The sequence below is a fragment of the Amycolatopsis lexingtonensis genome (assembly GCF_014873755.1).
GTDB classification, from domain to species: domain Bacteria; phylum Actinomycetota; class Actinomycetes; order Mycobacteriales; family Pseudonocardiaceae; genus Amycolatopsis; species Amycolatopsis lexingtonensis.
In genome coordinates this window covers 5,668,293-5,694,408 of sequence record NZ_JADBEG010000001.1, presented here as the reverse complement: position 1 = coordinate 5,694,408, position 26,116 = coordinate 5,668,293, and the positions used below count along the sequence as shown (strand labels likewise).

Below are 26,116 nucleotides of genomic sequence, written 5' to 3'. Positions count from 1 at the left end.
CATGCGCCTACCGTAGTCGCAGCCGGGTCACGGAAGGGTGAGCACCCGTGCGGTGCGCCGAACGAGCCGCGTCGTGCGGCGAGAGGATCTTGCCGCACGCAGACGACCCCTGGCCCGGGATCGCCTGCGTACGGCCGGTTTCAGGCGCCGCGGAAGGCGTTGATGCCGTCGAGGTGCTTCGCGCGCTTCTCTTCGTCCCGGACACCGAGGCCTTCCTGCGGGGCGAGCGCGAGCACGCCGACCTTGCCCTGGTGCGCGTTGCGGTGCACGTCCAGCGCGGCCTGCCCGGTCTCCTCGAGCGGGTAGGTCTTGGACAGCGTCGGGTGGATCAGCCCCTTCGCGATCAGCCGGTTCGCTTCCCAGGACTCGCGGTAGTTCGCGAAGTGGGAGCCGATGATCCGCTTCAGGTTCATCCACAGGTAGCGGTTGTCGTACTGGTGCATGTACCCGGACGTCGACGCGCAGGTGACGATCGTGCCGCCCTTGCGCGCGGCGTAGACGGACGCGCCGAAGGTCTCCCGGCCCGGGTGCTCGAACACGATGTCCGGGTCCTCGCCGCCGGTCAGCTCGCGGATCTTGGCGCCGAAGCGCTGCCACTCCTTCGGGTCCTGCTCGGTGTCGTTCTTCCAGAACTTGTAGCCCTCGGCGCTGCGGTCGATGATCAGCTCGGCGCCGAGCTTGCGGCAGATCGCGGCCTTCTCCGGGCTGGACACGACGCACACCGGGATCGCGCCGCCGTTCAGCGCGTACTGCGTCGCGTAGGAGCCGAGGCCGCCCGAAGCGCCCCAGATCAGGACGACGTCGCCCTGCTTCATGTCCGCGCCGTTGCGCGAGACCAGCTGCCGGTAGGCGGTGGAGTTGACCAGCCCGGGCGAGGCGGCTTCCTCCCAGGTCAGGTGGTCCGGCTTCGGCATCAGCTGGTTGGCCTTGACCAGCGCGATCTCGGCGAGCCCGCCGAAGTTCGTCTCGAAGCCCCAGATCCGCTGCTCGGTGTCGAGCATCGTGTCGTTGTGCCCGTCCGGGCTCTCGAGCTCGACGTTCAGGCAGTGCGCGACGACCTCGTCGCCCGGCTTCCAGTTGTGCACGCCGACGCCGGTGCGCAGCACGACGCCGGACAGGTCCGACCCCACGACGTGGTACGGCAGGTCGTGCCGCTTGGCCAGCGGCGAGAGCTTGCCGTACTTCTTGAGGAACTTGAACGTGGGGATCGGCTCGAAGATCGACGTCCACACGGTGTTGTAGTTGATCGCGCTCGCCATCACCGCGACCAGCGCTTCACCGGGACCCAGCTCGGGCACGGCGACCTCGTCGACGTGCAGCGACTTGCGCGGGTCCTTGTCCCGGCTCTCGAGGCCCTCGAACATGTCGACCTCGTCGGCGTGCACGGTCACCCCGCGGTAGCTCTCGGGGACGGGCAACGAACCGAGCGCGGCGGATTCGCCGTTCAGGATGGCCTGCTGGATCTCGCCGAGCTGCGTCATTGATTTCCTCCGGGGTCAACGGCGTTGGCGGCAGAAATTACTCGCCGGTAACTCGCGCCACAACTGTACGAGACGCAGGGCACGATTACACCTCGACTTGTGACCAAAGCATCTTGACCGGTTGGCCAGTCAAGGGGAACATCGACTTCGGGTACACCCACCCGACCAGCAGTTTCACCGACGGAGGTGAGCACGAATGAGTGAAGTCTCTACGCGCGCCTGGGCCCGGCCGCACGATTGGGCCGAGGTCGTCATCGGGGTGGTCGCCGCTCTTTCACCCCTTTGGCTGAGCACGGACTCGACCGCGATGTGGACGATGGTCGTCCTGGGCGTCTTGATCGCACTCGACGGCTTGGTCTCGCTGGCCATGCCGGGCATGGTCTACGGCGAAGGCATCCAGATCGCGCTCGGCGTACTGCTGTTCATCGCGCCGTGGGTGATGGGGTACACCGAGTTCAACGGCGCTTCCTGGACGTCCTGGATCGCCGGGGTGCTGACGGTGATCGCCGGCGCGGCAGCGATGCCCGTCGCGAACGCCGCGCACCGCACGGCCGGTCAGCACTGACGCTGTAGGAGGCACGAATGACCGAGGATTCGGCGAAGGAGCGCATCCTCTGCGCCGCCGAGGCGCTCTTCGCCGAGTCCGGCTTCGACGCCACCCCGACCTCTCGCATCGCCGAGCGGGCCGGGGTGCCGAAGGGGCTGGTGCACTACTACTTCCGGCACAAGTCGGACCTGCTCACCGCGCTCGTCGAGCGGCTGCCCGACGAGCGCATCGAGCCGGCCGTGGTCGTCGTCCCCGGCGACCTGGCGGGCAGCCTGCGGCGGCTCGTCCGCGAACTCGACCACCGCTTCAGCCGGTCACTGGGCCTCTCGCACCTGCTGTGGCGCGAGGCCGACACCCACCACGTCGTCCGCGACGCCCTCCACGAGCGCTTCCAGGTCCTGGTCCGCCAGGTCCGCGCGGTGATCCTGGCGGCCACCGGCGGCGGCCTCCCGTCGGCCGACGTCGAGCGCGCCTCGGGCCTGCTGGCCCGCGCGGTCAGCCACCGCCACGCGACGGCCCGCCACTCGGACGACGACCTGCCCGCCGAGTTCGACGGCGAGCTGACCTTCATCGCCGACGCGCTCTCGTCGAAGTCGGCGCCGGCTTAGCCCGGGACGGCGGTGCCGCTCGCCCGTCCGTTGTCACGGGCGTGCGGCTCCGCTGCTCCGGAATCGGTACCCCGGAACGGGTCCGCCGTTCAGTGCGCGGCGCCGTCCTTCGCCGGCTCCACCAGTTCCACCAGGACACCGCCCGCGTCCTTCGGGTGGACGAAGTTCACCCGGCTGTTGGACGTGCCCCGCTTGGCCGCTTCGTAGAGCAGGCGCAGCCCCTGCTCGCGCAGGGCCGCCGCCGCCGCGTCCACATCGGACACGCGGTACGCCAGCTGCTGCAGGCCCGGGCCGCTCTTGGCCAGGAACTTGCCGATCGCCGAGTCTTCGCGCAGCGGGGCCAGCAGCTGGATCTGCGTCTCCGTGCCCGCCGTACCGGGCGCGCGCAGCATCGCCTCCCGCACTCCCTGCTCCTCGTTCACCTCCTCGTGCGCGACCTCCAGGCCGAAGTGCGCGCGGTGGAACTCGATGGCCGCGTCCAGGTCCGGGACCGCGATGCCGACGTGGTCGATGGCCGTCACGAACGGCCGCAGGGCGTCATTCATGGAGGCAGGATAGGGGGCCGTGGTTCGCCGTCGAGGCGGAATCGTCGCGTGCCCCGCCTCACACTGGCTCCATCAAGAAGGCCGTCTCCCGGGTATGGTCGGCGAAACTGCCCATGCGCCGATGCTTGGAGGACGCCGTGTCCGGTTCCGTGATCCTGGGTGCCGCCCGTACGCCGATCGGGCGCCTGCTCGGCTCCCTCAAGGACTTCACGGGAGCCCAACTGGGCGGGTTCGCGATCAAGGCGGCACTCGAACGCGCCGGGGTCTCCCCGGACGCGGTCCAGTACACGATCATGGGCCAGGTGCTCACCGCCGGCGCCGGCCAGATCCCGGCCCGCCAGGCCGCGGTCGCCGCGGGCATCCCGATGAGCGTGCCCGCGCTGACGATCAACAAGGTCTGCCTTTCCGGCCTCGACGCCATCGCGCTCGCCGACCAGCTGATCCGGGCCGGCGAGTTCGACCTCGTCGTCGCGGGCGGCCAGGAGTCGATGACCCAGGCGCCGCACCTGCTGCCCAAGTCCCGCTCCGGCTTCAAGTACGGCGACTCCACGCTCGTCGACCACATGGCCTACGACGGCCTCTTCTGTGCCTTCGACCAGGTCGCCATGGGGGCCTCGACGGAGAAGTACAACTCCCGCTACGGCCTCACCCGCGAGCAGCAGGACGCGTTCTCCGCCCGCTCCCACCAGCGCGCCGCCGAAGCGATCAAGAACGGCTACTTCGCCGACGAGATCGCGCCGGTTTCCATCCCGCAGCGCAAGGGCGACCCGGTCGTCTTCGACACCGACGAGGGCGTCCGCGCCGACACCACCGCCGAGGGCCTCGCCAAGCTGCGCCCGGCGTTCGCCTCCGACGGCACCATCACCGCGGGTTCGGCCTCGCAGATCTCCGACGGCGCCGCCGCGGTCATCGTGGCCAGCAAGGCGAAGGCCGAGGAGCTCGGCCTCACGCCGCTCGCCGAGATCGGTGCGCACGGCGTCGTCGCCGGGCCGGACGCGAGCCTGCACGAGCAGCCGTCGAACGCCATCCTCGCCGCGCTGGCGAAGGAGAAGCTGACCGCCGACGCGCTCGACCTCGTCGAGATCAACGAGGCCTTCGCCGCGGTCGGGCTCGTCTCGACCGAGAAGCTCGGCCTCGACCCGGAGAAGGTCAACGTCAACGGCGGCGCGATCGCGCTCGGCCACCCGATCGGCGCCTCCGGGGCCCGGCTCGCCGTGCACCTGATCCACGAGCTGCGCCGCCGCGGCGGCGGCCTCGGCGCGGCCGCGCTGTGCGGTGGTGGCGGCCAGGGCGACGCCCTGCTGCTGCGGGTGCCGTCCGCGTAAGTGGCCGGTTCCCTCGACCTCGACGACCTGGTCGGCCGCGCACGGGACGGGCAGCCCCGTGCCGTCGCGCGGCTGCTGTCGCTCGTCGAGGACGCCCACCCCCGGGTCGCCGAGATCGCGCGGGCGCTGACCCCGCACACCGGGCGGGCCCGGGTCGTCGGGCTCACCGGGCCGCCCGGCGTCGGCAAGTCGACCTCGACTTCGGCACTGCTCACCGCGTTGCGCGCGGAGGGCAAGCGGGTCGGGGTGCTCGCGATCGACCCGTCTTCGCCGTTTTCGGGCGGCGCGCTCCTCGGCGACCGGATCCGGATGACCGAGCACGCCACCGACCCGGGCGTGTTCATCCGCTCGATGGCCACACGCGGGCACCTCGGCGGGCTCTCGTGGGCGACTCCGCAGGCGGTGCGCGTGCTCGACGCCGCGGGCTTCGACGTGGTGCTGATCGAGACCGTCGGGGTCGGGCAGTCCGAAGTGGACGTCGTGAAGCTGGCCGACACCACCGTGGTGCTGCTCGCGCCGGGGATGGGGGACGGCATCCAGGCCGCGAAGGCCGGGGTGCTCGAGATCGCCGACGTCTTCGTCGTGAACAAGGCGGACCGGGAGGGTGCCGACGCCACGGTGCACGACCTGAAACAGATGATTTCGCTGGCCCGGCGGGAGCTTCGAGGGGCGAGCTGGCGGCAGCCGATCGTGCGGACCGTGGCGGCGAAGGGCGAGGGTGTCGACGAGGTGGTGCGGGCGCTGGCTTCGCACCACGAGTGGCTGGTCGCGCACGACGAGCTGACCCGGCGCCGGGCGGCCCGCGCGCGTGACGAGGTCGAAGCTATCGCGGTGCGGCAGTTGCGGGCGGAGCTGGCCGATCTGCGGGGTGGCGGGCGGTTGGGTGAGGTCGCCGAGCGGGTGGTGGCGCGGGAGCTTGACCCGTTCGCCGCCGCCGAGGAGCTGATCGCGGATCTGCGGGGCTGACGTGGCGTGCGGCGTGGTCCGGGCCGTCCGCGTGAAGCGGGTGAGCAGAAACCGCGCCACCGCAATGGTTCTTCGGCGGAACTCCATGACTTCCCCTCCTCTGGTGCGACCGGTTCGCCGCGTGATCACCATCGTGCGCCGGGGGTCCGACAATTTCCGGGGTGCCCGCGACCGGGTTCACCCGATGGGCTGACACGGGCGACTTTCGCCGGTTATTCCTGTCGGTGCCGGGCCCTAGACTGCGGGACGCTCCGGAAGCGGGCGATCACTGGGAGGGCGTGCAGGATGAAGAAAACACTCGTCACCGCGCTGGCGGTGGGCGCGTTGTTCGCGGCGGGCAACGGCGTCGCCACCGCGGCCGATGCGCCGCCGCCGAAGACGACGCACGGGCCGTGCCAGTACACCGAGACGCCGGATGAGCCGGCCTCGCGGCCGGTGCCGCTGCCGCCCGATCCGCGGTGGACGCCGAGTCACGGCAAGGTGGACGTCGCGATTCCGACCAGCCAGGGTGCGCTGCCGCTGACGCTCGACCGTGCGAAGGCGCCGTGCACCGTGCAGAGCTTCCTGCACCTGGCGCGACACCGGTTCTACGACCACACCGTCTGCCACCGGCTCACCGCTTATCCGACGCTGAAGGTGCTGCAGTGCGGCGACCCGAGCGCGACCGGGGAAGGCGGGCCGGGCTACAAGTACAAGGACGAGCTGCCGGTGGACCTGCCGCCGGCGCCGACGGACCCGACCGGTGCCCGGCGGGTGTACGCGCGCGGGTTGCTGGCGATGGCCAACGCGGGGCCGGACACCAACGGGTCGCAGTTCTTCGTCGTGTACGGCGATTCCGCGCTGCGGCCGAACTACACCGTCTTCGGGACGGTCGGGGCCGAAGGGCTGAAGACCCTGGACCGGGTGGCCGCGGGCGGGATCCAGCCGACGGCCGACGATCCCGCGCCGGTCGACGGGACGCCCGTGCTGCGGACCGAGCTTCTGCGGGTCCGGCCGGACTGCTGGTTCTGACCACGGACAAAGCTGATCGAGCGGCGGGGACGTGCGAGTTCAGCTGGTGATCTCGTGCAGCGCCTCGATCAACGTCTGCGTGGCCCCGGCGAAAGCGTGCTTCGCCGGGGCCGCGTAGCCCACGATCAAGCCGCCCGGGCGGTTCGCGTCCATCCAATACCCGCCGATGCCCTCGATGCCGATCGCGCGGCGGCGGCAGGCCGCCAGGGCCTGGGTTTCCGTCGGGCCGTCCGATGGGAGCATCAGCAGGAGGTGCAAGCCCGCCGAAATGCCTTGGGGGCGCACCGAATCCGGCAACGCGGCCAGCAGCCGGGTGCGGCGGGAACGGTACTCCGCCCGGCTGCGGCGGACGTGCTGGTCGTACGCGCCCGAGTCGATCAGCTCCGCCAGGGCCAGCTGGTTCAGCAACGCCGGGTGGGAACCGCTGTCGGCCATGGCCGCGCGGACCGGCTCCACCAGTGACCTCGGCAGCACCAGCCAGGCTAAGCGCAGGGCCGGGGCGAGGGTCTTGCTCGCCGTTCCCGCGTACACCACCCGCTCCGGAGCCAGTGCCTGCAGCGCGCCGACCTGCTGGCGGTCGAAGCGGAACTCGCCGTCGTAGTCGTCCTCCAGGACGATCGCGCCGGAGCGGGTCAGGGCGGCTCGGCGGTGCGGGGCGAGGGTGACGCCGGTGGGGTACTGGTGGGCCGCCGTCACGACCACCGCCGGACTGTCCAATGCGGACACGTCGAGGCCGTGCTCGTCGACCGGGACGCCGACCACGCGGGGGCCCTGGGCCGCCGCGATCGAGCGGTACAAGCCGAACGACGGGTTCTCGAACGCGACTTCGCCGATGCCCAGCCCGAAAAGTGCCCGGGACAGCACCGCGATCGCGTGGGAATACCCGTGGCACACGACGATCCGCGCCGGGTCGGCGACCACCCCGCGGGCTCGGGCGAGGTAGGTCGCGAGGGTGGCGCGCAGCTCGGGCGCGCCCAGCTCCGACTCGTAGCCGAACGCCGCCGCCGGGGTGCGCAGGAGGGCGCGGCGGGTCGCGGTGAGCCAGGCCTGGCGGGGGAACGCCGTCAGGTCCGGGCGGCCCGGGCGCAGGTCCCAGCGGGGCGCGGGGTCGCGCGGTGCCTGGCGCGGGGCGGACTGGGGGAGCGAGCCCGCCGTCGCGACGCGGGTCGGGGCGCCCTGGGCCGTGCGCAGGTAGCCCTCGGCGGCGAGGTCGGCGTACACGCGGGTGACCGTGCCGCGGGCGATCCCCAGGTCCTGGGCCAGTGCGCGGGTCGAGGGCACCGCCGCGTCCGGCTGCCAGCGGCCCTCGCGGATGGCCGCGCGGATCGCCGCCGCGAGGCCGCGCCGGCCGGTCGAAGGCTGCCAGTCGAGGTGGACGTCGAGGCCGGAACTGGACCACGGATCTGCCATGTCACTGGACCATACCCGTGGACCAGTTCGAGCTAGCGTGAAGACATGACCAAGCGAATCGGACTCGGGGGCGCCCCCGAGCTCTACCAGGCGATGGCGAACCTCCAGGCCGAGGTGAACAAGGCCGGGGCCAACGCGGGGCTCGACCCGAAGCTCCTCGAACTGGTGAAGACCCGCGCGTCCCAGATCAACGGCTGCGCGTTCTGCCTCGACATGCACTCCCGCGACGCGCTGGAGCTGGGCGAGTCGCCGCGGCGGCTGTTCGTCCTCGACGGCTGGCGCGAGACCGACCTGTTCACCGAGCAGGAGCAGGCCGCGCTCGCCCTCACCGAGGCGATGACCAAGCTGTCCGCGACCCAGACCGTGCCGGACGACGTCTACGAGCAGGCCGTGAAGGTGTTCACCGAAGACCAGTACCGCGCGGTCGCGTGGGAGATCATCGCGATCAACAGCTGGAACCGGATGACCATCACCAGCCACACGCCGCTGCCGAAACGGGACTCGTGACCGCCGCGGCCCTCAAGGCGCTGCACGTCCCCGGCAAGCCGCTCGTGCTGCCGAACGTCTGGGACGCCGACACCGCCAAGCTCGTCGAAGCCGCCGGGTTCCCGGCCGTGGCGACCAGCTCGGTCGCCGTCGCGGCCGTGCTCGGGTTCCCCGACGGGGAGCAGGCGCCGGCGGACGAGATGTTCGCCGCCGCCGCGCGGATCGCCAAGGCGGTCGGCGTGCCGGTGACCGTCGACGCCGAGTCGGGCTACGGCCTCTCCGGCGCCGAGCTGGCCGGACGGCTGTCCGACGCCGGCGCGGTGGGCTGCAACTTCGAGGACACCGACCACGCCACCGGTGGGGTGCGGCCGGTCGCCGAACAGGCCGAGCGGATCGCCGCCCTCCGGGAGGCGGCGGGCGACGGCCTGGTGATCAACGCCCGCGTCGACTCCTTCCGCGGCATCGATCCGAAGGAGGGGCTCGCCGGCGGGATCGCCAGGGCGAAGGCCTACCTCGCGGCGGGCGCCGACTGCGTCTACCCGATCCACCTGCGCACACCCGAGCTGATCGCGGAGTTCGTGCAGGGCGTCGGCGGCGCCGTCAACGCGCCCGCTTGGCCGGGCGGCCCGGGTCTCGACGGCCTCGCCGAGCTGGGGGTGGCGAGGATCTCGCTCGGCGGCGGGCTGTGGCAGCACCTCCGGAAGCAGCTCGAAGCGACGCTCGCCGGGGTCGCCGGAGGCAAGCTGCCGTACTGACCCCGAGCATGGCCGAAGGCCGCCGCGAGGGTGACTCACGACGGCCTTCGGTGTCTCGGGGGGGGGGGGGGGGGGGGTCAGTGCGCGACGGCCTTCTCGGCACCCGCGCCGGTCAGCGACCGGACCTCCATCTCGGCGTACTTCTTCTCGTCGTGCTCCTTGGACAGGACCGTGCCCAGCCAGCCCAGGATGAACGCGGCCGGGATCGAGACGATGCCCGGGTTGCTCAGCGGGAACCAGGCGAAGTCGGCGTTCTTGAACATCGACGTGCTCTTCCCCGACACCGCCGGCGAGAAGACGATCAGCACGATCGTGATGGCCAGGCCGCCGTAGATCGACCAGAGCGCGCCCTGGGTGTTGAACCGCTTCCAGAACAGCGAGTAGAGGATCGTCGGCAGGTTCGCCGACGCCGCCACCGCGAAGGCCAGCGCCACCAGGAAGGCCACGTTCTGCCCGTTGGCCAGGATGCCGCCGCCGATCGCGAGTGCGCCGATCACCAGCGCGGTGATCCGGGCGACCTTGACCTCGGAGTCCGGCGACGTCTTGCCCCGCTTGACGACGTTCGCGTAGACGTCGTGCGCGAAGGACGCGGACGCCGTGATGGTCAGGCCGGCGACCACCGCGAGGATCGTCGCGAACGCGACCGCGGAGATCAGGCCCAGCAGCACCGGCCCGCCCAGTTCGAGCGCGAGCAGCGGCGCCGCGGAGTTCACGCCGCCGGGCGCCTTCTTGATCGCGTCCGGCCCGACCAGCGCACCGGCGCCGTAGCCGAGCACCAGCGTGAACAGGTAGAACACGCCGATCAGCACGATCGCCCAGACCACCGAGCGACGGGCGTCGCGCGCGGTCGGCACCGTGTAGAAGCGCATCAGGACGTGCGGCAGGCCGGCCGTGCCGAGGACCAGCGCGATACCGAGCGACAGGAAGTCCAATTTGGACGTTCCGGTGGCGCCGTACTGCTTGCCCGGGCCGAGCAGCGTCTCGCCGGCCTTGCCCGCCTTGTCGACGGCGGCCTGCAGCAGGCTGGAGAAGTTGAAGCCGTACTTGCCCAGCACCCACAGCGTCATCGCGAGCGCGCCGGCGATGAGCAGCGCGGCCTTGATGATCTGCACCCAGGTGGTGCCCTTCATGCCGCCGATCAGCACGTAGGCGATCATGATCACGCCGACGACGGCGATGACCAGCGCCTGCGCCCCGGAACCTTCGACGCCCAGCAGCAGCGCGACGAGGCCACCGGCGCCCGCCATCTGCGCCAGCAGGTAGAAGAACGACACGGCCAGCGTCGACGTCGCGGCCGCGGCCCGCACCGGGCGCTGCTTCATGCGGAACGCCAGCACGTCGCCCATCGTGAACTTGCCGGTGTTGCGCAGCAGCTCCGCGACGAGCAGCAGCGCGACGAGCCACGCGACCAGGAAGCCGATGGAGTAGAGGAAGCCGTCGTAGCCGTTGATCGCGATGGCGCCCGCGATGCCGAGGAACGACGCCGCCGAAAGGTAGTCACCCGAGATCGCGATGCCGTTCTGCGGGCCGGTGAACGCGCGGCCGGCGGCGTAGTAGTCCGACGCCGTCTTCGAGTTGCGGCTGGCGCGGAACACGATCACCAGCGTGATGATCACGAAGAGGGCGAAGATGCCGATGTTGAGGAGCGAGTTGCTGCCCTCGACGCTCGCGGCAAGTGTCGCGGTCATGCCTGCTCCTTCTCGATGTCCTCACGGATCTTCTCGGCGACCGGGTCGAGCTTCCGGTTGGCGTAGCGCACGTACAGCCCGGTGATGACGAACGTCGAGACGAACTGCAGCAGGCCGAAGACGAGGCCGACGTTGATGTTGCCGAACAGCTTGGTGCTCATGAAGCCGTGCGCGTAGTCCGCGAGGAGCACGTACAGCAGGTACCAGACCAGGAACAGCGCCGTCATGGGGAAGACGAACCGGCGCAGCCGGCTGCGCAGCTCACGGAACTCCGTGCTGTCGTGGGCGTGTTCCCAGACGGTCTCAGACGTTTCCGGGGGCCCGCCGCCGGTGTCCGTCGTGCTCATCGCTGCTCCTCGCGACGCTGCGGAAAGTGACCTGCGACACCGTAGGGACGTGTGAGTCTCGTGTGAAGATTCAGCGGTTCAACAGCCTCGCCAGACGACGAACGGTTGACGAACGGTCGCGCGGTCCCGTCGAACGGGGTTCGTCCAGGTGCAACCGGAGCATCGCCGCCGTCGACCAGGTGGGGGGTCTGCCCCGCAGGGAGACCAACGCCATTACGCCGAACGCCAGCGGTACCGACCAGGGTGCCGGTTGCTGCACCAAGATCGCCACCCAGCCGTGCAGCTCCGGGCCGGCGAGCGCGAACAGGATCGAGCCGGACGACGCGACGAGCCCGGTCAGCACCCCGGCGATGCCGCCCGTCGCGGTCAGCCGCGGCCACCAGATGCCGAGCACGAGCAGCGGGCAGAACGTCGACGCCGCCACGGTGAAGCCCCACGTGACGAGCACCCCGGCGTCGAGCTCGGCCGAACGCAGCGCCAGCAGCACCATGATCGCGGCGACGCCGAACACGGCGATCCGCAGCCGCCGCAGCCCGCCGGGCACGAGGTCGTGCGCGATGGCGCCGGACATCACCAGCAGCAGCCCGAGCGACGTCGCCAGGAACGCGGCGAACGCGCCCGCCGTCAGCAACGCCGTGAAGAGGCCGCCCGCCCAGCCGCGGTCCACTTGGTACGGCAGCGCGACGACGACGGTGTCCGTGGCGCCGGAGAGGTAGAGCCCGGGCACGAGCACCCGGCCGAGCACGCCGTAGACACCGGGGAAGAGGTAGAAGATCCCCAGCAGGGCCACGGTGATCGCGGCGGTGCGGCGCGCGGCGCGGCCGTCGGGGCTGGTGTGGAAGCGCATGAGCACGTGCGGCAGGCCCATCGTGCCGAGCATGGTCGCGATGAGCACGGCCCAGGTGCCGAGCAGCGGGTAGCCCTGGTCGCCGAGGTCGAGCAGCGGCCGCTGCCAGTCGGCGCCGCCGAGCGGGGCGCCGCCGCGGACGGCCGGGACCGCCGCGCCCGCGCCGAACACGACCTCGTCCTGGCTGTGCGCGGTGAATTCGCCCGGCGGCAGGGTTTCGGCGACGCCGTTGCGCCGCACGGGGGTCGGCTCGCGGATCTCCATGGTGACGTCGACTTCGAAGCGCACCGGTGTCTCGCGGGCGAAGTGGGTGAACTCGACGGGGTTGAGCGCGTCGGTCCGGTTGACCGCGCCCGCCTGGAGGACGAGCCAGATCGCCGGGATGAGGAACAGCAGCAGCTTGAGGACGAACTGGAACGCCTGGACGTACGTCGCCGCGCGCATCCCGCCGAGCGCGAGGGTGACGCTGACCGCGGCGCCGGCCAGGACGACGCCGACCCAGTACGGCGTGCCGCCGACGGCGGTGAGCACCAGCCCGGCGGTGCGGAACTGCGGGACGACGTAGATGGTGCCGATCACGAGGACCACGACGGCGGTGAGACGGCGCAGCGCGGGGGAGTTGAGCCGCGCCTCGGCGAAGTCCGGCACGGTCAGCGCGCCCGAGCGGCGCATCGGGGCGGCGACCAGGACGAGCATCGCGATGTAGCCGGCGGTGAAGCCGACCGGGTACCAGAGTGCGCCGATGCCGTCCTTGACGACGAGCCCCGCGACGCCGAGGAACGACGCCGCGCTCAGGTACTCACCGGACACGGCGGCGGAGTTGACCAGCGGCGAGATCCGGCGGGACGCGACCAGGAAGTCGGACGTCGTGCGCATCGCGGCGACCCCGCGCACGCCGATGAGCAGCGTCACGAGCACGACGGGGGCGACGGCGAGCGCGATGCCCACTAGCGCGGCCCGCCGATCTCGAGCGCCCCAATGTGGCGTTCGGTGCGTCCAACGCACCGAACGCCACATTGGGTGCGTTGGACGCAACCAACGCCACATTGGGGCGTTCGGGGCTGACCGGGGCGCATCAGTCGTCCTCGAGGCGCTCGGCGCGGCGCAGCTGCCAGCGGGCGAGGAGGGCCATCGCGGGGTAGGGGAGGACGGCCAGCATCAGCCAGGAGAGCGGGATTCCCAGCAGCCGCACGGTGTCCAGGGCGGGGAAGAGCGCGAAGACGCCGGGGAGGCCGAGCAGCAGCGCGAACATCAGGACGAGGGCGGGGACGCCGCGGCGGCGTTGCGCGGTGTAGAGGGCGGTGGCGCGCTGGGCGTCGGACACGGGGAGGCGGGTCTGGCGCCAGCGGTGGTGGGACCGGCGGCGGGCGTGGGCGAGCCGGGTTTGCGGGCTGGTGACGGCGACCCGGCGGATCTTGCTCATCGCGAGCCCGGGCCGAGCTGGCCACGCTGGGCGGCCTCCAGCAGGCGGTCTCGCAGATCCCGCGCGTGCCGCCTGCTCACCGGGACGTCCCCGGCCTCCGTGTGCGCCAGCAGTCCGCCCGCGCTGTCACTCCGCAGCTCCAGCACCGCGCCCACCGCGAGCAGGAACCCGCGGTGCACCCGGCTGAACCCCGTTCCCTCCCAATACTCCTCGAGCCGTGAAATCGGCATCCGCACCAGGTGCACGCCGCCGCGGGTGTGCAAGCGGACGTAGTCGCCGTGGGCTTCCACGAACAGCACGTCGTCGCGGCGGACGTAGCGAGTGCGGCCGCCGGACTCCACCGGCAGGGCGGCCATCGCGTCCGGTGTCGAGCGTGAAGCCGGTGTCGCCATCCGCAGGACCTTCGCCAGCGCCGCCGAAAGGCGCTCCGCCCGGACCGGCTTCAGCAGGTAATCGACAGCGCCGATGCCGTACGCCGCCACGGCGTGGCCGTCGTGCGCCGTGACGAACACGATCACCGGCGGCTCGTTCAAGCGGGCCAGCAGCGAAGCGAGTTCGAGGCCGTCGAGGCCCGGCATCGAGATGTCAAGGAAGACGGCGTCGAACCTGTCCGCCTGAAGCAGCTTCAACGCCTTCAGCGCGTCGCCCGCTCCGACGACTTCGCCGACTTCGGGGGCTTCGCCCAACATGCGGCACAGCTCGTCCAGCGCGGGCGGCAGGTCGTCGACGGCGAGTACGCGAAGCGGAGTCACGGCAGCACCCCCGGCTGGAACCGCGGCACCCGCACGATCACGCGGGTGCCGGCGCCGACCTCGGTCTCCACCGTCAAGCCGTACCAGGCGCCGTAGACGTCCCGCAGCCGCCGGTCCACATTGGCCAGGCCGAGGCTGGCCGGGTCGTCGTCGCCGGTGCGGCCGGCGAGGAGGTCCGCCGCGCGCTTCGGGTCCATGCCGACGCCGTCGTCCTCGACGAAGATCACGCAGTCGTTCCCCTCCGCCTGGCCGTGCACCTGGACCAGCCCGGTGCCCGACCGCGGCTCGATGCCGTGCCGGATCGCGTTCTCCACCAACGGTTCCAGCACCAGGTACGGCACGGCGACGGCAAGGACCTCCGGGGCCACCCGCACCTGGACGCGCAGCCGTTCGCCGAGCACCGCCCGCTGCAGCGCCAGGTACGTCTCGATCGCGCGGAACTCCTCGGCCACCACCGTGTACTCGCCGTGGCGCGCCAGGCTGTAGCGCGTGTAGTCGGCGAAGTCGAGCATGAGGTCGCGGGCGCGGTCGGGATCCGAGCGCACCAGCGACGCGATGACCGTCAGCGCGTTGTAGACGAAGTGCGGGGACATCTCCGCCCGCAGCGCCCGCAGCTCGGCCTGCGCCGCCTGTTCCGCCGACGCCTCCAGCCGGCCGCGCTCCAGCGCCTGGACGACCAGGTCGGCGGCCTGGGCCGCGACCGCGTCCCGGACGTCGCCGACCACCAGCAGCGCGCCGGCGAGCTCGTCGCGGACGTGCAGCGGGAGCACCAGGACGTCCGGCGCCGAGCCGGTTTCCTCGGTGTGCAGGACGCCGTCGAGCACCGTCGCGACGACCGCGTCCGGCCCGGGCCGCCCCGACCAGAGCAGCGAACCGGACAGGTCGGTGAGGCCGAGCCCGGGGAAGCCGAAGAGCCGGCGCAGGCGGTGTGCGGCGCGGCGCGCGCGGGTGCCGGCGAGGCCGTCGCGCAGGTCGTCGGTGATCCGGCGGGCGGCCGCGAGCACCGGCAGCGGGTCGGCGCGGGACGCCGGGCGCAGGTGCACGGTCATCGGGCCTCCCCTCGGCGACGGTGTCCAGGGGAACAGATCCTACGGCTATCCGGGCTCCTGGTGATCGGCCAGCACCTGGGCGTGGCGGCGGAACCGGCGCCAGGTCCGGTAGTCGTCGAGCCCGGTGACCTTGGCGGGTTCCGGCAGCCGCACCAGCAGGCTCGCGTCGGCCGGGTAGGGCCGGTCGGGCAGCGAGATCCAGCCCGTCGCGCGGGTCTCCTTCACCGCCACCCGCACCGGCCGGAACGTCGCCGGGTCGAGCCCTTCGCTGTGCCGGACGACCTCCTCGAAGAACCACGCCGACGTGATCAGCCCGAGCACGCCGGGCGACGCCTTGAGCGCCTCCTTCAGCGGAGCCGCGTCCAGCAGGCGGAACGCGTGGTTGATCGCCGGCGCCGTGACGCCGTGGTCGTCGTAGGCCACCTCGCCCGCGTGCAGCGCCATCCGGAGCCGGATCCGGGCGCCGGCGTGGTGGGTCAGGTTGTGCCGGTGCACCGCCACGGCGAGCGCGTTGGGCAAGAACTCGACGAAGAGTCCTTTCGGGATCTGCGGCGGGGCGAGGACGAACACGCCGTCGCCGCAGTCCTCGCTCCGGCAGGCCGTCCACGGGACGCCCGCGTCGTCGAACGCCCGGCCGAGCGCGCGGTACAGGCCGTCGCGCAGCGCCAAGCGGTGTGGTGTGGTCCTGCTCCGGTCGCCGTAGCCCTCGACGTCCACGGCGAAGATCGTCCGGTGCACGGCCGATCGTTCGTAGTTCATCGCACCCTCCCTGCGATCATGCATGTGTAAATGCATGTGCAGATGAGTGTGACGGTGGACACCCGTCCGGGGGAACGGGTCGTGCGGTGAGCGGTTGCCTCACCGCGGTGACCGGCAGTGACCGATCACTGGGGGTGAAACGTGCTGTTCAGGGCCCTGTAAGGGGGCGCACACACCCCTCACAGAGCCCTGACGGACGGATCAGCAGGACTGCTTGTAGAAGTACTGAGAGTTGGCTTCCATGTCCGCTTTGGTGATCGAGTGCAGCTGCGCGGTCAGGTTCCGCGTCACCGGCTTGCCCTCGATCGCCGCCACGGCCTGCTGCACGCCCTGGGTGCCGATCGACGCCGGGTCCTGGGCGATCAGGGCCTGGTACTGGCCGCTCTTCAGGCCCTCGACCTCGGACGGGCTGGCGTCGAAGCCGATCAGGTTCACCGCGCCGACCTTGCCCGCGTTGCGCAGGCCGGTGGCCGCGCCCTCGCCGGTGTTGAGGTTGGTCGCGAAGACGCCGATGAGGTCCGGCGTCGAGGACAGGGCCGCCGTCACCTTGGACGCCGCCTGGTCGGGCTCGTTCTGGGTGAACTGGACGCCGATCGACTTGAGGTTCGGGGTGTTCTTCAGCTCGTCCTCGAAGCCCTTCGCGCGCGCCGCGGTCGTCGACGTGCCCGCGATCGTGTCGAGTACCAGGACCGAGCCGCTCTTGCCGGCCGCCAGCTTCGCCATCGTCTGCGCGGCGAGCTTGCCGCCCGCGGCGTTGTCGGAGGAAACCGACGAGACGGCGACGCCGGTGTCCTTCAGCGAGGTGTCGACCTCGACGATCTTCGCGCCGCGGTTCTTGACCTGCTGGATCGGCGCGAGCATGGCCGTGTCGTCGGTCGGGGCGATGAGCAGCCCGGCCGGCGGGTTCGAGCCGAGCGCGTTGACGAGCTGGGTCTGCATGGCCGCGTCGAACTTCTGCGGGGCCTGCGTGGTCAGCTCGTAGCCGAGCTTCTTCGCTTCGGCCTCCGCGCCGCATTGCAGGGAGATGTAGAACGGCTCGGCCTGCACGCCCGGGATGAGCGCGAGCTTCTTCGAGCCGGCCGAGTTCGCCTGGCTGCCACCGGACCCGGTCTGCCCGACCGTGCCGGAGCCGCACGCGGTGAGCAGCGCGGCGGCGGAGGCCAGGGCGCCGACCGCGACGAGCGTCTTGGAGAAGTTCATGACAAGCACCTCTTCGTACTCGGGGGAACTCAGCGGGAGTTGCGGCGACGGCGACGCCGCTGGTCGAACCAGACGGCCGCGATGAGCACCGCGCCGACGGCGATCATCTGCCAGAAGTCCTGGACGTGCGTGATGTTGAAGCCCTTCTTCAGCACCGCCGGGATGAACACGCCGATCACCGTGCCCAGCACCGTGCCGACGCCGCCGAAGAGGCTCGTCCCGCCCATCACGACCGCGGCGATGGCGTTGAGGTTGTCGGTGGTGTGCGCCGAGATCGTGGTCGACGCGTAGTAGGCCAGCGAGAGGAACCCGGCGATCCCGGCCAGGAACCCCGTCAGCGTGTACACCTTCAGCAGGTGCGCGGTGACGCCGATGCCCGCCCGGCGCGCGCCCTCGGCGTTGGAGCCGACCGCGTAGGTGTAGCGGCCGAACTTCGTGGTGTGCAGCAGCCAGGCGCCGATCAGGGTGATCACGACGGCGACGATGACCAGGTTCGGCACGATGCCGAACGACGTGCCGTAGCCGAGGGTCTGGTTCAGCGCGACCGGGACGCTGCGCACGTCCGATCCGTTGTTGAGCAGGTAGGCCGCGCCGAGCGCCGCGCCCATCGTGCCCAGGGTGACGATCAGCGGCGGGATGCCAGCCACGGCGATGAGGAACCCGTTGACGAGGCCCCACAGGGTGCCGGCGACCACGGCGGCGATCAGCCCGACGGTGATCACGCCCCAGCCGGCGCCCGACGCGTTGCCGCCGGACATCGCCTCCATCACCTTGCCGGCGACCATGCCGGCGAAGATGAGCACCGAGCCGACGGACAGGTCGATGCCGGAGGTGATGATCACGAACGTCATCCCGACCGAAAGCACCAGCAGCACCGCGGTCTCGATGAGCAGCGTCTGGAACGTGAACAGCGTCGGGAACTCACCGGGGGCGATCGCGCTGAAGACGATGATCAGCGCCAGCAGCACCAGCGCGATCCAGAAAGTGTTGGCGCCGACCAGGCGCTTGCCCAGCGGGCGCTTGCCGAACCCCGCCTCGGGTGTTTCCTGGATGTCCTTCGTAGGCGCGCTCACGCGGCCTCCTCTTGCACGAGCGCCCCGGTCATCGCGGCGACGAGGTCTTCGAGCTTCGTGTCCGGCCCGCTGAACCGGGCGACGCGCTTGCCGAGCCGCAGCACCTCGACGCGGTCGGCCACCGACAGCACCTCCGGCATGTTGTGGCTGATCAGCACCACGGCGATGCCCTTGTCGCGCACCTTCTTGATGACGTCGAGCACGCGCTCGCGCTGCACGACGCCCAGCGCCGCGGTCGGCTCGTCCATGAACACGACCTTCGACGCCCACACGACCGACCGCGCCACCGCGACGCTCTGGCGCTGTCCGCCGGACAGCGAGCCGATGGGGACGTCGGTGCTCTGCAGCGTCACGCCGAGGCGCTGGAACTCCTCGACGGCCTGGCGGCGCATTTCAGCCTTGTCGAGCATCCCGAGCTTGCCGAGGATGCCCTTGCGGTGGATTTCGCGGCCCAGGAACAGGTTCGCCGCCGGGTCGAGCTCGGGGGCGACGGCGAGGTCTTGGTAAACGGTTTCGATGCCTAGGCGCCGCGCGGTGGTCGGCGAGTCGAAGTGCGCCTCGGCGCCGTCGAGGAGGATCTTCCCCGACGTCGGCTGCTCCGCACCGGAGAGGCATTTGACCAAAGTGGACTTGCCGGCGCCGTTGTCGCCGATCAGCGCGGTCACTTCGCCCGCGCGGGCCTGGAAAGACGCGCCGCGCAGCGCTTCGACGGAGCCGTAGTGCTTGGTGAGGTCGACCGCTTCCAGGAGGATTTCGCTCATCCGTTCCTCTCTTCCGGCGCCGGCGGGCGGCAGCGGATCGCCGTCACCGTGCCGGACAGCTCGGTCTGGCCGGCGTCGAACGGGACGACGTAGGTGTCGCCCTTCGCCAGCGCGTACTCGCCGCCGTGCTCGGTGCGCAGCGTCCCTTCGCCGTCGAGAATGACGAGGACCGCGAACGACGGATCCGTTGACAACGTTGTCATCTTGTCCGTGCGCAGCTGCTCGGCTCGGAAGAACCGCTCCGAACCGGCGGCCAGCAGGTCGACCGTGGCCGAAGCGTCGCCGGCCGTGCGCTTGATGATGGTGTCCAGGCGCTCGGCGTCCCAGCCCGAGGTGTCCAGCGCCTCGATCGCGGTGTCGAAGCCCAGGCCGAGGTGGCCCTTTTCGGGCGAGGCGAGGAAATCACGCCACTCGATGGTCAGCGAGAAGTCCGTCGGCTGCTGCAGTTCGACGACGAACACGCCCTCGCCGATCGCGTGCGGCAGGCCGGCCGGGATGTAGACGGTGTCGCCCGCGGTGACCGGGACGCTGTTCAGCGCGCCCAGCATCGACGGCACGTCCTGCTCGCGCGTCCACTCGGACACGGTGTCCTTCGACAGCGTCTCCTTGAACCCGGGGTAGACGCGCGGGTCGTCGCCGTAGCTGCCGACCACGATCCACGCCTCGGTCTTGCCGAAGTGCGAATCGAAGTGCTGCTTCGCGAAGGCGTCGTCCGGGTGGAAGTGCACGGGCAGCCGCTGGCCCGCGTCGAGCAGCTTGACCAGCAGGCCGGTCGACGTCCCGAGCGCCTCGACGTGCTTGGCGCCGAGCCAGCCGTTCGGGTTCGCGAGAACGGCGTCACGCAGCCAGGCGCCGTCCGGGAGCCGGGTGAGGCCGTTGGTGTCCTGGCCGAACATGGTGCTGACCGACGCGACCCAGTCCTCCGGGCCGAACTTCTTGCCGGACGACGCCCCGCGCAGCGCGGCGATGGCGTCGCCGCCGCGGTAGAACTGCGGTGGCTGGTTGGCCGGGAGGCGGATCGGTTCGAGGGTCACGGGGCGACCTCACCGGAACCACGGGCGACGAGATGCACGGGCAGGACTACCTTTCTGGGCGGGGACTGGTCTCCTTGGACGCGGGCGAAGAGCAGCTCGGCCGCGGCGTGGCCGAGCGCGCTCACGTCGTGCGCGATCACGGTGACCGGCGGGTCGAGCAGGTCCGCCAGCTCGAAGTCGTCGAAGCCGACCATCGCCGGCCGGTGCTCGGCGTGGGCCAGCGCGCGCAGCACGTGCACGGCGACCCGGTTGTTGCCCGCGATCACCGCGGTGGCCGCGTCCGGCCCGTGCAGCAGGCGCTTCACCACGTCGCCGATGTACTCCGGCGTCGGCGTGCGCATGGAGACGAGCGACTCGTCGTAGGAGATGCCGTTGCGGACGCAGCCTTCGCGGAAGCCGCGCAGGCGCTCGGCCGCGGTGAAGATGTCCGGGCTGTCGCCGAGGAAGGCGATCCGCCGGTGCCCGTGCTTCGCCAGGTGGGTGACGGCTTCGATGGTGCCGCCGAGGTTGTCGACCAGCACCGTGTCGGCCACGATGTCGCCGGCCGGGCGGTCGATGAACACCACCGGCGTGCCCGCGCGCATCTCCGGCACCAGGTAGCCGTGCTGCAGGCCGGCGGGGACGACGAGGATGCCGTCCACCCGCCGCGCGCAGAACTCCAGCACGAGCTCGCGCTCGCGGTCGGAGTTCTCCTCGGACGAGCCGGTGAGCACCTGGCGCCCGAACGACGTCGCGATGCGCTCGACCGCGCGGTTCAGCTCGGAGTAGAAGGGGTTGCCGACGTCCTCGACGATCAGCCCGATGGTGCCGGTCGTCGACCCGCGGCGCAGGTTGCGCGCGCCCAGGTTGCGCCGGAACCCCAGCTGCTCGATGGCCGCCATGACCCGCTCGGCGGTGTCCGGGTGCACCGCCGGTTCGTCGTTGACCACGCGCGAAACGGTCTTGATGCTCACGCCCGCCAGGCGGGCCACGTCGCTCATCGTGGCTCGCCTGCTCGCGGTGCGCGTGGCGCCGTCCCGGTCCCGGCCGGGTGGAGACAACGTTGTCATAGTGACCGGGATTGAACGCCACGACCCGGTGGCTTGTCAACGCCTGCTGCGTGGATTGTGCCGATTCGGCTACCGACGTCGTAAGGCAGATGGCTGATCACGCTGTCCCGAAGTGGACAGGTCTTGACGAGCCCTCTTGACGACTTGGTGAGAGGCTGCCCAAGGTGGCCCGGTTCGACCGACTGCGCGACAAGGTTGTCATCACAGGCGTTTCCGGTCGCGCTGACGAGGTGAAAGGCGATGGCCATGGCGCGATTGCGCTTCAGAGCCGGTTTGACCTTTTTGACACTGGCGGTGACGGCAGCGGTGGCTCCCGCTGTCCCCGCCTCGGCGGCCACGAGCACGGATTTCGCGAAGTGGGTCAACCCCTTCGTCGGCACCCGGCCCGGCGGCGCCGACCACGGCACCGGGGGCGGGGCCGGCAACACGTTCCCGGGCGCGGTGGCGCCGTTCGGCATGGTCCAGTGGAGCCCGGACACGGTGAAATCCCAGCCGGGCGGGTACTTCTACGACGACAATGCCCTCACCGGGTTCAGTCTGACGCACCTTTCGGGCGCGGGCTGTTCGACCTATGAGGACATCCCGTTCATCCCTTATGTCGGCGAAGTGACGACTTCCCCGGCGACCGACCCGTCGCACTACACCTCGAAGTTCTCGCACACCAACGAACACGCGACCGCGGGCGCCTACGACGTCACCCTCGACAGCGGCGCGAAGGTCGAACTGAGCGCGACCCAGCGCACCGGCTCCGCGCGGCTGACCTACCCGGCCGGCGCGTCCTCGACGCTGCTGGTCAACACCTCCGGCTCGGTCAACGGCACCGACGACGCGTCGATCAGCATCGGCAAGGACACCATCAGCGGCTGGGCCACGAGCGGCCGCTTCTGCGGCGCGCAGAACAGCTACCGCGTCTACTTCTCGGCCAAGTTCGACACGCCGTTCGCCTCGATCGGCACGTGGAAGAACGGCGCCGTGACGCCGAACAAGGCCGCGGAGACCGGTGGCGCCAAGGCGAAGGTCGCGCAGCCCAACGGCGTCAACGCCTCGATCGCGCGCACCACCACCGCCAAGCAGCAGGACACCACCGTGTCCGGCCCGGGCAGCGGCGGGTACGTCACCTTCGCCAACCTCAACGGCGCCCAGGTGAACGTCCAGGTCGGACTGTCCTTTGTGTCCGTCGACGGCGCGAAGGCCAACCTGAAGGCCGAAAACACCGGCAAGTCCTTCGACACCGTCGCGGCGGGCGCGCGCAAGGCGTGGAACGCCCAGCTGGGCAAGATCGCCGTCACCGGTGGCTCCGACGCCGACATGACGACGTTCTACACCTCGCTGTACCACTCGCTGATCCAGCCGAACGTGTTCTCCGACGTCAACGGCCAGTACATCGGCTTCGACGGCCGGATCCACACGGCCGGCAAGGGCCACGCGATGTACACGAACTTCTCCGGCTGGGACATCTACCGCTCGGAGATCCCGCTGCTGGCGACGATCGCGCCGCACGAGACGTCGGACATCGTCCGGTCGATGATGGCCTACGCGGAACAGGGCGGTTCGTGGGACCGCTGGACCGTGGCCAATGACTACACCGGCGTCATGAACGGCGACCCGTACCACATCATCGTCTCCAGCGCGTACGCGTTCGGCGCCCGTGACTTCGACGCCCAGAAGGCGTTGCTGCTCATGATCAAGGGCGCCACCCAGCCGACGCAGGGCTACACCGAGCGGCCGGGCCTCGACGACTACCAGAAGCTCGGGTACGTGCCCGGCGCCGGTGCGGACACGCTCGAGTACACCAGCGCCGACTTCTCCATCGCCCAGTTCGCGAAGCGGCTCGGCGACAGCGCGACGTACACGACGTTCATGAAGCGCGCGCAGAACTGGCAGAACCTCTACAACCCCGGTACCGGGCACCTGCAGCCGCGCAACGCGGACGGCTCGTTCGCCGGCACCTACGACCCCGCCAGCTCGGAGGGCTGGGTCGAGGGCAACGGCGCGCAGTACGAGTGGATGGTGCCCTACGACCTCGGCGGCGTCGTCACGGCGTTCGGCGGGAACACCGCGACCCAGTCGCGGCTGGACACCTTCTTCACCGACCTGAACGCGGGCACGCAGGAGCCGTACGCGTTCATGGGCAACGAGCCGAACTCCAACGCGCCGTACGTGTATTCGTACGCGGGGGCCCCGGCCAAGACCCAGTCGATCGTGCGCCGCTCGATGGACCAGCTGTACAACCCGCGTCCCGAAGGCCTGATCGGCAACGACGACCTCGGCCAGATGTCGGCCTGGTACGTGTGGTCCGCGCTCGGCCTCTACCCGGAGATCCCGGGCCGCGCCGAGACGCTGCTCGTCACCCCGCGCTTCGAGCACGCCGTGCTCACCACCGGCTCGGGCAAGAAGGTCACCGTCAACGCGCCGGGCACCGGCGACTACGTGGGCAGCCTGAAGGTCAACGGCGGTGCGGCCGCCAAGGCGTGGCTGCCGGAGGCGCTGATCTCCAGTGGCGGCACGCTCGACTACACCCGGTCCGCCACGGCGACCGCGTGGGGCAGCGCGGCGGCCGACGCACCGCCGTCGTTCCGAGAGCAGGAGAAGCCCAGCCTGTCCTTTGTGGACCCGGCGCGCGCGGTGACGCCCGCGGGGTCGACGTCGCAGGCGTCGGTGGGGGTCCAGGACCTTTCGGGGGTCGCCCGGACCTGGACCTACAGCGCGGGCAGCGTCGACGGGATCACGCTGACCCCCGCGTCGGGCAGCATCGCGGTTCCGGCCGGTGGCAAGGGTAAGGCCGAGCTGACGGTGAGCGTCCCGGCCGGGCTGGCCGACGGCGCCCGCCGCATCCCGGTGACGTTCTCGTCGCCGGGGCTCGCCTCGACGCAGGCCGTCCTGACGGTACTGGTGGCCCAGCCGAACAGCTGGCTGGCCACGGTGAACAACGCCGGCATCTCCCCGGATGCGAACTCGGGCGCGGCCAACTTCGACGGCGGCGGCTGGAGCTACTCGGCCGACGCGCTGGCCGCGGCCGGCGCCACCCCGGGCGGCACGGTCACCAGTGACGGCATCAAGTTCACCTGGCCGTCGTTCCCGGTGGGCGATCCGGACAACGTGATCGCGTCCGGTCAGAAGGTGAACGTGACCGGTTCCGGGCGGCTCGCGCTGCTCGGCTCGGCGTCCAACGGCAACGCGTCCGGCACGCTGACGGTGACCTACACCGACGGCACGACGTCCACCGCGACCATCGGGTTCTCCGACTGGACCCTCGGTGGCGGCGGCGCGCAGCCGGCGTTCGGCAACCGGATCGTGCTGTCGACGCCGTACCGCAACGCCTCGGGCGGCGACCCGCAGCAGATCCGCACGATGGTGTTCGGCACCAACCCGATCACCCTGGACGCGGGCAAGACCGTTGCCAGCGTGACGTTGCCGGACAACGTCAACGGCGGTGCGCTGCACGTGTTCGCGATCGGCATCGGCGCGTAGCCCACAGAGCGACGGCCCCCTTCCCGCGCACGGGAAGGGGGCCGTTCCGCTGCAGGCGGATTGGCCGGATCCGGCCAGTGTCATCGCCCGTTCGGCCGCTTGCGGGTGCTGACGGGTGCGTTAGGTTGGTCACACCCCAAGGGGAGTGGGGAGGTGGGGGAAATCGTGCCGATCGCCCAGGAACCGCTGGTGTTCCCGGATGTCGAGCAGGCCGTCGCGGAGTTCGTGCGCGCGCGGCCGGAACTGTCCGGTGTGCCGGTGGGAACTTCGGTGCCGCCGGGCTTCGACGGGACGCAGCGCGCCGTGGTGCTCACCCGGCTCGGCGGCGTCTACCTCGACGACGACCGGCTCGACAACGCCGAGGTGCGGCTGGATTCCTACGGTCCGGACAAGCCCGCGGCGCACGCGGTCGCGCTGGCCGTGCGGGGTGTGCTGCCGATCTTGAGCGCTTCCGGCGGCACCGTGTTCCCCGACGTGACCGAGCTCCAGGGGCCGTGCTTCGTGCTCGACCGAAGGCATTCCGACGCGAACCGGTACGTCATGCGGTACCGGTTCGTCGCGCTAGTCGTATCCAGACCGGCCTGAACCGGGCCGGCGGTGCAGTGGGAGGGCTGCTCATGCCAGGACTGAACGCCAGCGAAATCCGGGTGGCGGGAACCGGGGCCATCTACGTGGCGCCGGCGCACACCGCCGCACCGGCCGACTTCACCAAGCCGTGGGCCTCGCCGTGGGTCGACCTCGGCTACACCACCGCCGACGGCGTCAAGTTCGTCAAGAAGGACAAGCTGGACCCGGTGGACACCTGGCAGTCGGTGGCCGCGATCCGGTACGTCTTCAGCGACCGCGACTTCTCCGCGAAGTTCTCGCTGCTGCAGATCAACAGCGACACCCTGCAGTTCTTCTTCAGCGCACCCGCGGGGACGAACGGCGTCTACAACATCGCCGCCGCGCCCCGGGTCGACGAACGCGCGCTCGGCATCGAGTTCAGCGACGGCCCGAACGTGAAGCACCGGTTCTACATCCCGCGCGGGGTCGTCACCGAGACCGACGAAACCGCGATCACCCGGACGTCGGCGATCAAGCTCGGCGTCACGTTCACCGCGATGACACCGATCAACAGCACGTCCGAGCCGCTCGCGCAGTGGTCGATCAACCCGGCCGCGGGTGCCGCCGCCGCCGAAGAAAAGTCCGCGTGAGCGGGCGAGGGGGAACGCACGAAATGGCGAAGTACAACGTCAACGCCGTCCGCGCGCAGCGTCTGGAAGCCCTGGGGGAGCGCTGGGAGTTCGAGCTGGACGGCGAGACGTTCAGCCTGCCGACCGAGCTGCCCCGGGAAGCGGTGGCGCGGCTGTCCGGTCTCGATCCGTCCGATTTGGACGGTCTGCTCGAGGTACTGCTCGGCGCGGAGCAGTTCGAGAAGCTCGGCCGGCACGCGGTGAGCGTGCAGGACGTCCAGGCCCTGCTGGAGGCCTACGGCCGGGACACCGGTATGGCGCTGGGGGAATCCTCGGCCTCGACGCGCTCCTGAG

General features: G+C 70.9%; 26 protein-coding genes. 11 read left to right on the top strand and 15 right to left on the bottom strand.

Annotated features, from left to right (window positions below; genetic code table 11):
• Positions 1-140 precede the first annotated feature (140 nt).
• A complete protein-coding gene (gene ccrA, locus H4696_RS25575; RefSeq protein ID WP_086863566.1) occupies positions 141-1,481 on the bottom strand; it encodes a crotonyl-CoA carboxylase/reductase in 1,341 nt (446 codons plus the stop codon).
• 196 nt (positions 1,482-1,677) lie between these two features.
• Between ccrA and H4696_RS25570 the strand changes: the two genes are divergently transcribed.
• Entirely contained in the window at positions 1,678-2,046 is a 369-nt protein-coding gene (locus H4696_RS25570; RefSeq protein ID WP_143265305.1) for an SPW repeat domain-containing protein, read from the top strand.
• Between the two features lie 17 nt (positions 2,047-2,063).
• A complete protein-coding gene (locus tag H4696_RS25565; RefSeq protein ID WP_086863567.1) occupies positions 2,064-2,636 on the top strand; it encodes a TetR/AcrR family transcriptional regulator in 573 nt (190 codons plus the stop codon).
• A gap of 89 nt (positions 2,637-2,725) precedes the next feature.
• On the opposite strand, the gene mce is transcribed toward H4696_RS25565, so the two are convergent.
• A complete protein-coding gene (mce, locus tag H4696_RS25560) occupies positions 2,726-3,181 on the bottom strand; it encodes a methylmalonyl-CoA epimerase (protein WP_086863568.1) in 456 nt (151 codons plus the stop codon).
• 137 nt (positions 3,182-3,318) lie between these two features.
• Here mce and H4696_RS25555 point away from each other — a divergent pair, with 137 nt between their 5' ends.
• The 3 genes from H4696_RS25555 to H4696_RS25545 all read left to right on the top strand — a co-directional run bounded on the left by H4696_RS25555 (position 3,319) and on the right by H4696_RS25545 (position 6,483).
• On the top strand, positions 3,319-4,506 hold the full coding sequence (locus tag H4696_RS25555) for an acetyl-CoA C-acetyltransferase (RefSeq protein ID WP_086863569.1): 1,188 nt from the start codon (positions 3,319-3,321) through the stop codon (positions 4,504-4,506).
• Entirely contained in the window at positions 4,507-5,472 is a 966-nt protein-coding gene (gene meaB / locus H4696_RS25550) for a methylmalonyl Co-A mutase-associated GTPase MeaB (protein ID WP_086863570.1), read from the top strand. It begins immediately after the preceding gene.
• Between the two features lie 285 nt (positions 5,473-5,757).
• Positions 5,758-6,483, top strand: a complete 726-nt coding sequence (locus H4696_RS25545) for a peptidylprolyl isomerase (RefSeq protein WP_086863571.1) — start codon at positions 5,758-5,760, stop codon at positions 6,481-6,483.
• 39 nt (positions 6,484-6,522) lie between these two features.
• Here H4696_RS25545 and pdxR read toward each other — a convergent pair whose 3' ends face one another.
• Complete coding sequence (gene pdxR, locus H4696_RS25540; RefSeq protein ID WP_086863572.1) at positions 6,523-7,893, bottom strand: MocR-like pyridoxine biosynthesis transcription factor PdxR; 1,371 nt, start codon at positions 7,891-7,893, stop codon at positions 6,523-6,525.
• 45 nt (positions 7,894-7,938) lie between these two features.
• Here pdxR and H4696_RS25535 point away from each other — a divergent pair, with 45 nt between their 5' ends.
• A complete protein-coding gene (locus H4696_RS25535; RefSeq protein WP_086863573.1) occupies positions 7,939-8,400 on the top strand; it encodes a carboxymuconolactone decarboxylase family protein in 462 nt (153 codons plus the stop codon).
• Entirely contained in the window at positions 8,397-9,134 is a 738-nt protein-coding gene (locus H4696_RS25530; RefSeq protein WP_192782529.1) for an isocitrate lyase/phosphoenolpyruvate mutase family protein, read from the top strand. The genes H4696_RS25535 and H4696_RS25530 overlap by 4 nt, the downstream gene beginning before the upstream one ends.
• Positions 9,135-9,211: 77 nt before the next feature.
• On the opposite strand, the gene H4696_RS25525 is transcribed toward H4696_RS25530, so the two are convergent.
• The 12 genes from H4696_RS25525 to H4696_RS25470 all read right to left on the bottom strand — a co-directional run bounded on the left by H4696_RS25525 (position 9,212) and on the right by H4696_RS25470 (position 21,047).
• Positions 9,212-10,822 (bottom strand): solute symporter family protein, encoded by a 1,611-nt coding sequence (locus H4696_RS25525; protein WP_086855858.1) that lies wholly within the window; start codon positions 10,820-10,822, stop codon positions 9,212-9,214.
• On the bottom strand, positions 10,819-11,169 hold the full coding sequence (locus H4696_RS25520; protein WP_086855857.1) for a DUF485 domain-containing protein: 351 nt from the start codon (positions 11,167-11,169) through the stop codon (positions 10,819-10,821). Before H4696_RS25520 ends, H4696_RS25525 begins: the two co-directional genes overlap by 4 nt.
• Before the next feature lie 70 nt (positions 11,170-11,239).
• Positions 11,240-12,964 carry a sodium/solute symporter gene (locus H4696_RS25515; RefSeq protein ID WP_086855856.1) on the bottom strand — a complete coding sequence of 575 codons (1,725 nt, stop codon included), beginning with the start codon at positions 12,962-12,964 and terminating at the stop codon, positions 11,240-11,242.
• Between the two features lie 127 nt (positions 12,965-13,091).
• Positions 13,092-13,439, bottom strand: a complete 348-nt coding sequence (locus tag H4696_RS25510) for a hypothetical protein (protein WP_086855855.1) — start codon at positions 13,437-13,439, stop codon at positions 13,092-13,094.
• Entirely contained in the window at positions 13,436-14,191 is a 756-nt protein-coding gene (locus H4696_RS25505) for a LytR/AlgR family response regulator transcription factor (RefSeq protein ID WP_086855854.1), read from the bottom strand. The genes H4696_RS25510 and H4696_RS25505 overlap by 4 nt, the downstream gene beginning before the upstream one ends.
• Positions 14,188-15,240 (bottom strand): sensor histidine kinase, encoded by a 1,053-nt coding sequence (locus H4696_RS25500; RefSeq protein ID WP_169734782.1) that lies wholly within the window; start codon positions 15,238-15,240, stop codon positions 14,188-14,190. The genes H4696_RS25505 and H4696_RS25500 overlap by 4 nt, the downstream gene beginning before the upstream one ends.
• Before the next feature lie 45 nt (positions 15,241-15,285).
• On the bottom strand, positions 15,286-15,999 hold the full coding sequence (locus H4696_RS25495) for a hypothetical protein (protein WP_086855853.1): 714 nt from the start codon (positions 15,997-15,999) through the stop codon (positions 15,286-15,288).
• 201 nt (positions 16,000-16,200) lie between these two features.
• Entirely contained in the window at positions 16,201-17,199 is a 999-nt protein-coding gene (locus tag H4696_RS25490; RefSeq protein ID WP_086855852.1) for an ABC transporter substrate-binding protein, read from the bottom strand.
• Positions 17,200-17,228: 29 nt separating this feature from the next.
• Positions 17,229-18,272, bottom strand: a complete 1,044-nt coding sequence (locus tag H4696_RS25485) for an ABC transporter permease (RefSeq protein ID WP_086855851.1) — start codon at positions 18,270-18,272, stop codon at positions 17,229-17,231.
• Positions 18,269-19,033: an ATP-binding cassette domain-containing protein gene (locus H4696_RS25480; protein WP_086855850.1), complete on the bottom strand. Its 765-nt coding sequence runs from the start codon at positions 19,031-19,033 to the stop codon at positions 18,269-18,271. Before H4696_RS25480 ends, H4696_RS25485 begins: the two co-directional genes overlap by 4 nt.
• Positions 19,030-20,067, bottom strand: coding sequence for a class I mannose-6-phosphate isomerase (locus H4696_RS25475; RefSeq protein WP_086855849.1), 1,038 nt, complete (start codon positions 20,065-20,067; stop codon positions 19,030-19,032). Before H4696_RS25475 ends, H4696_RS25480 begins: the two co-directional genes overlap by 4 nt.
• On the bottom strand, positions 20,064-21,047 hold the full coding sequence (locus tag H4696_RS25470; RefSeq protein ID WP_086855848.1) for a LacI family DNA-binding transcriptional regulator: 984 nt from the start codon (positions 21,045-21,047) through the stop codon (positions 20,064-20,066). The genes H4696_RS25475 and H4696_RS25470 overlap by 4 nt, the downstream gene beginning before the upstream one ends.
• A gap of 309 nt (positions 21,048-21,356) precedes the next feature.
• On the opposite strand from H4696_RS25470, the gene H4696_RS25465 reads away from it, so the two are divergent.
• The 4 genes from H4696_RS25465 to H4696_RS25450 all read left to right on the top strand — a co-directional run bounded on the left by H4696_RS25465 (position 21,357) and on the right by H4696_RS25450 (position 26,115).
• A complete protein-coding gene (locus tag H4696_RS25465) occupies positions 21,357-24,587 on the top strand; it encodes a GH92 family glycosyl hydrolase (protein WP_420831512.1) in 3,231 nt (1,076 codons plus the stop codon).
• Between the two features lie 153 nt (positions 24,588-24,740).
• Positions 24,741-25,172 (top strand): hypothetical protein, encoded by a 432-nt coding sequence (locus tag H4696_RS25460; RefSeq protein WP_211299581.1) that lies wholly within the window; start codon positions 24,741-24,743, stop codon positions 25,170-25,172.
• Between the two features lie 32 nt (positions 25,173-25,204).
• Positions 25,205-25,783 (top strand): phage tail tube protein, encoded by a 579-nt coding sequence (locus H4696_RS25455; RefSeq protein WP_086855847.1) that lies wholly within the window; start codon positions 25,205-25,207, stop codon positions 25,781-25,783.
• A 23-nt stretch (positions 25,784-25,806) separates the two neighbouring features.
• Complete coding sequence (locus H4696_RS25450) at positions 25,807-26,115, top strand: hypothetical protein (protein WP_086855846.1); 309 nt, start codon at positions 25,807-25,809, stop codon at positions 26,113-26,115.
• Position 26,116: the final 1 nt, after the last annotated feature.

Coding starts and splice junctions, on each gene's coding strand:
- pdxR (WP_086863572.1), bottom strand. CDS start 7,893: ATGGCAGATCCGTGGTCCAGTTCCGGCCTCGACGTCCACCTCGACTGG.
- H4696_RS25535 (WP_086863573.1), top strand. CDS start 7,939: ATGACCAAGCGAATCGGACTCGGGGGCGCCCCCGAGCTCTACCAGGCG.
- H4696_RS25490 (WP_086855852.1), bottom strand. CDS start 17,199: ATGAACTTCTCCAAGACGCTCGTCGCGGTCGGCGCCCTGGCCTCCGCC.
- H4696_RS25570 (WP_143265305.1), top strand. CDS start 1,678: ATGAGTGAAGTCTCTACGCGCGCCTGGGCCCGGCCGCACGATTGGGCC.
- H4696_RS25565 (WP_086863567.1), top strand. CDS start 2,064: ATGACCGAGGATTCGGCGAAGGAGCGCATCCTCTGCGCCGCCGAGGCG.
- mce (WP_086863568.1), bottom strand. CDS start 3,181: ATGAATGACGCCCTGCGGCCGTTCGTGACGGCCATCGACCACGTCGGC.
- H4696_RS25470 (WP_086855848.1), bottom strand. CDS start 21,047: ATGAGCGACGTGGCCCGCCTGGCGGGCGTGAGCATCAAGACCGTTTCG.
- H4696_RS25525 (WP_086855858.1), bottom strand. CDS start 10,822: ATGACCGCGACACTTGCCGCGAGCGTCGAGGGCAGCAACTCGCTCCTC.
- H4696_RS25450 (WP_086855846.1), top strand. CDS start 25,807: ATGGCGAAGTACAACGTCAACGCCGTCCGCGCGCAGCGTCTGGAAGCC.
- H4696_RS25520 (WP_086855857.1), bottom strand. CDS start 11,169: ATGAGCACGACGGACACCGGCGGCGGGCCCCCGGAAACGTCTGAGACC.
- H4696_RS25500 (WP_169734782.1), bottom strand. CDS start 15,240: ATGACCGTGCACCTGCGCCCGGCGTCCCGCGCCGACCCGCTGCCGGTG.
- H4696_RS25495 (WP_086855853.1), bottom strand. CDS start 15,999: ATGAACTACGAACGATCGGCCGTGCACCGGACGATCTTCGCCGTGGAC.
- H4696_RS25545 (WP_086863571.1), top strand. CDS start 5,758: ATGAAGAAAACACTCGTCACCGCGCTGGCGGTGGGCGCGTTGTTCGCG.
- H4696_RS25480 (WP_086855850.1), bottom strand. CDS start 19,033: ATGAGCGAAATCCTCCTGGAAGCGGTCGACCTCACCAAGCACTACGGC.
- H4696_RS25510 (WP_086855855.1), bottom strand. CDS start 13,439: ATGAGCAAGATCCGCCGGGTCGCCGTCACCAGCCCGCAAACCCGGCTC.
- ccrA (WP_086863566.1), bottom strand. CDS start 1,481: ATGACGCAGCTCGGCGAGATCCAGCAGGCCATCCTGAACGGCGAATCC.
- H4696_RS25455 (WP_086855847.1), top strand. CDS start 25,205: ATGCCAGGACTGAACGCCAGCGAAATCCGGGTGGCGGGAACCGGGGCC.
- H4696_RS25465 (WP_420831512.1), top strand. CDS start 21,357: ATGGCCATGGCGCGATTGCGCTTCAGAGCCGGTTTGACCTTTTTGACA.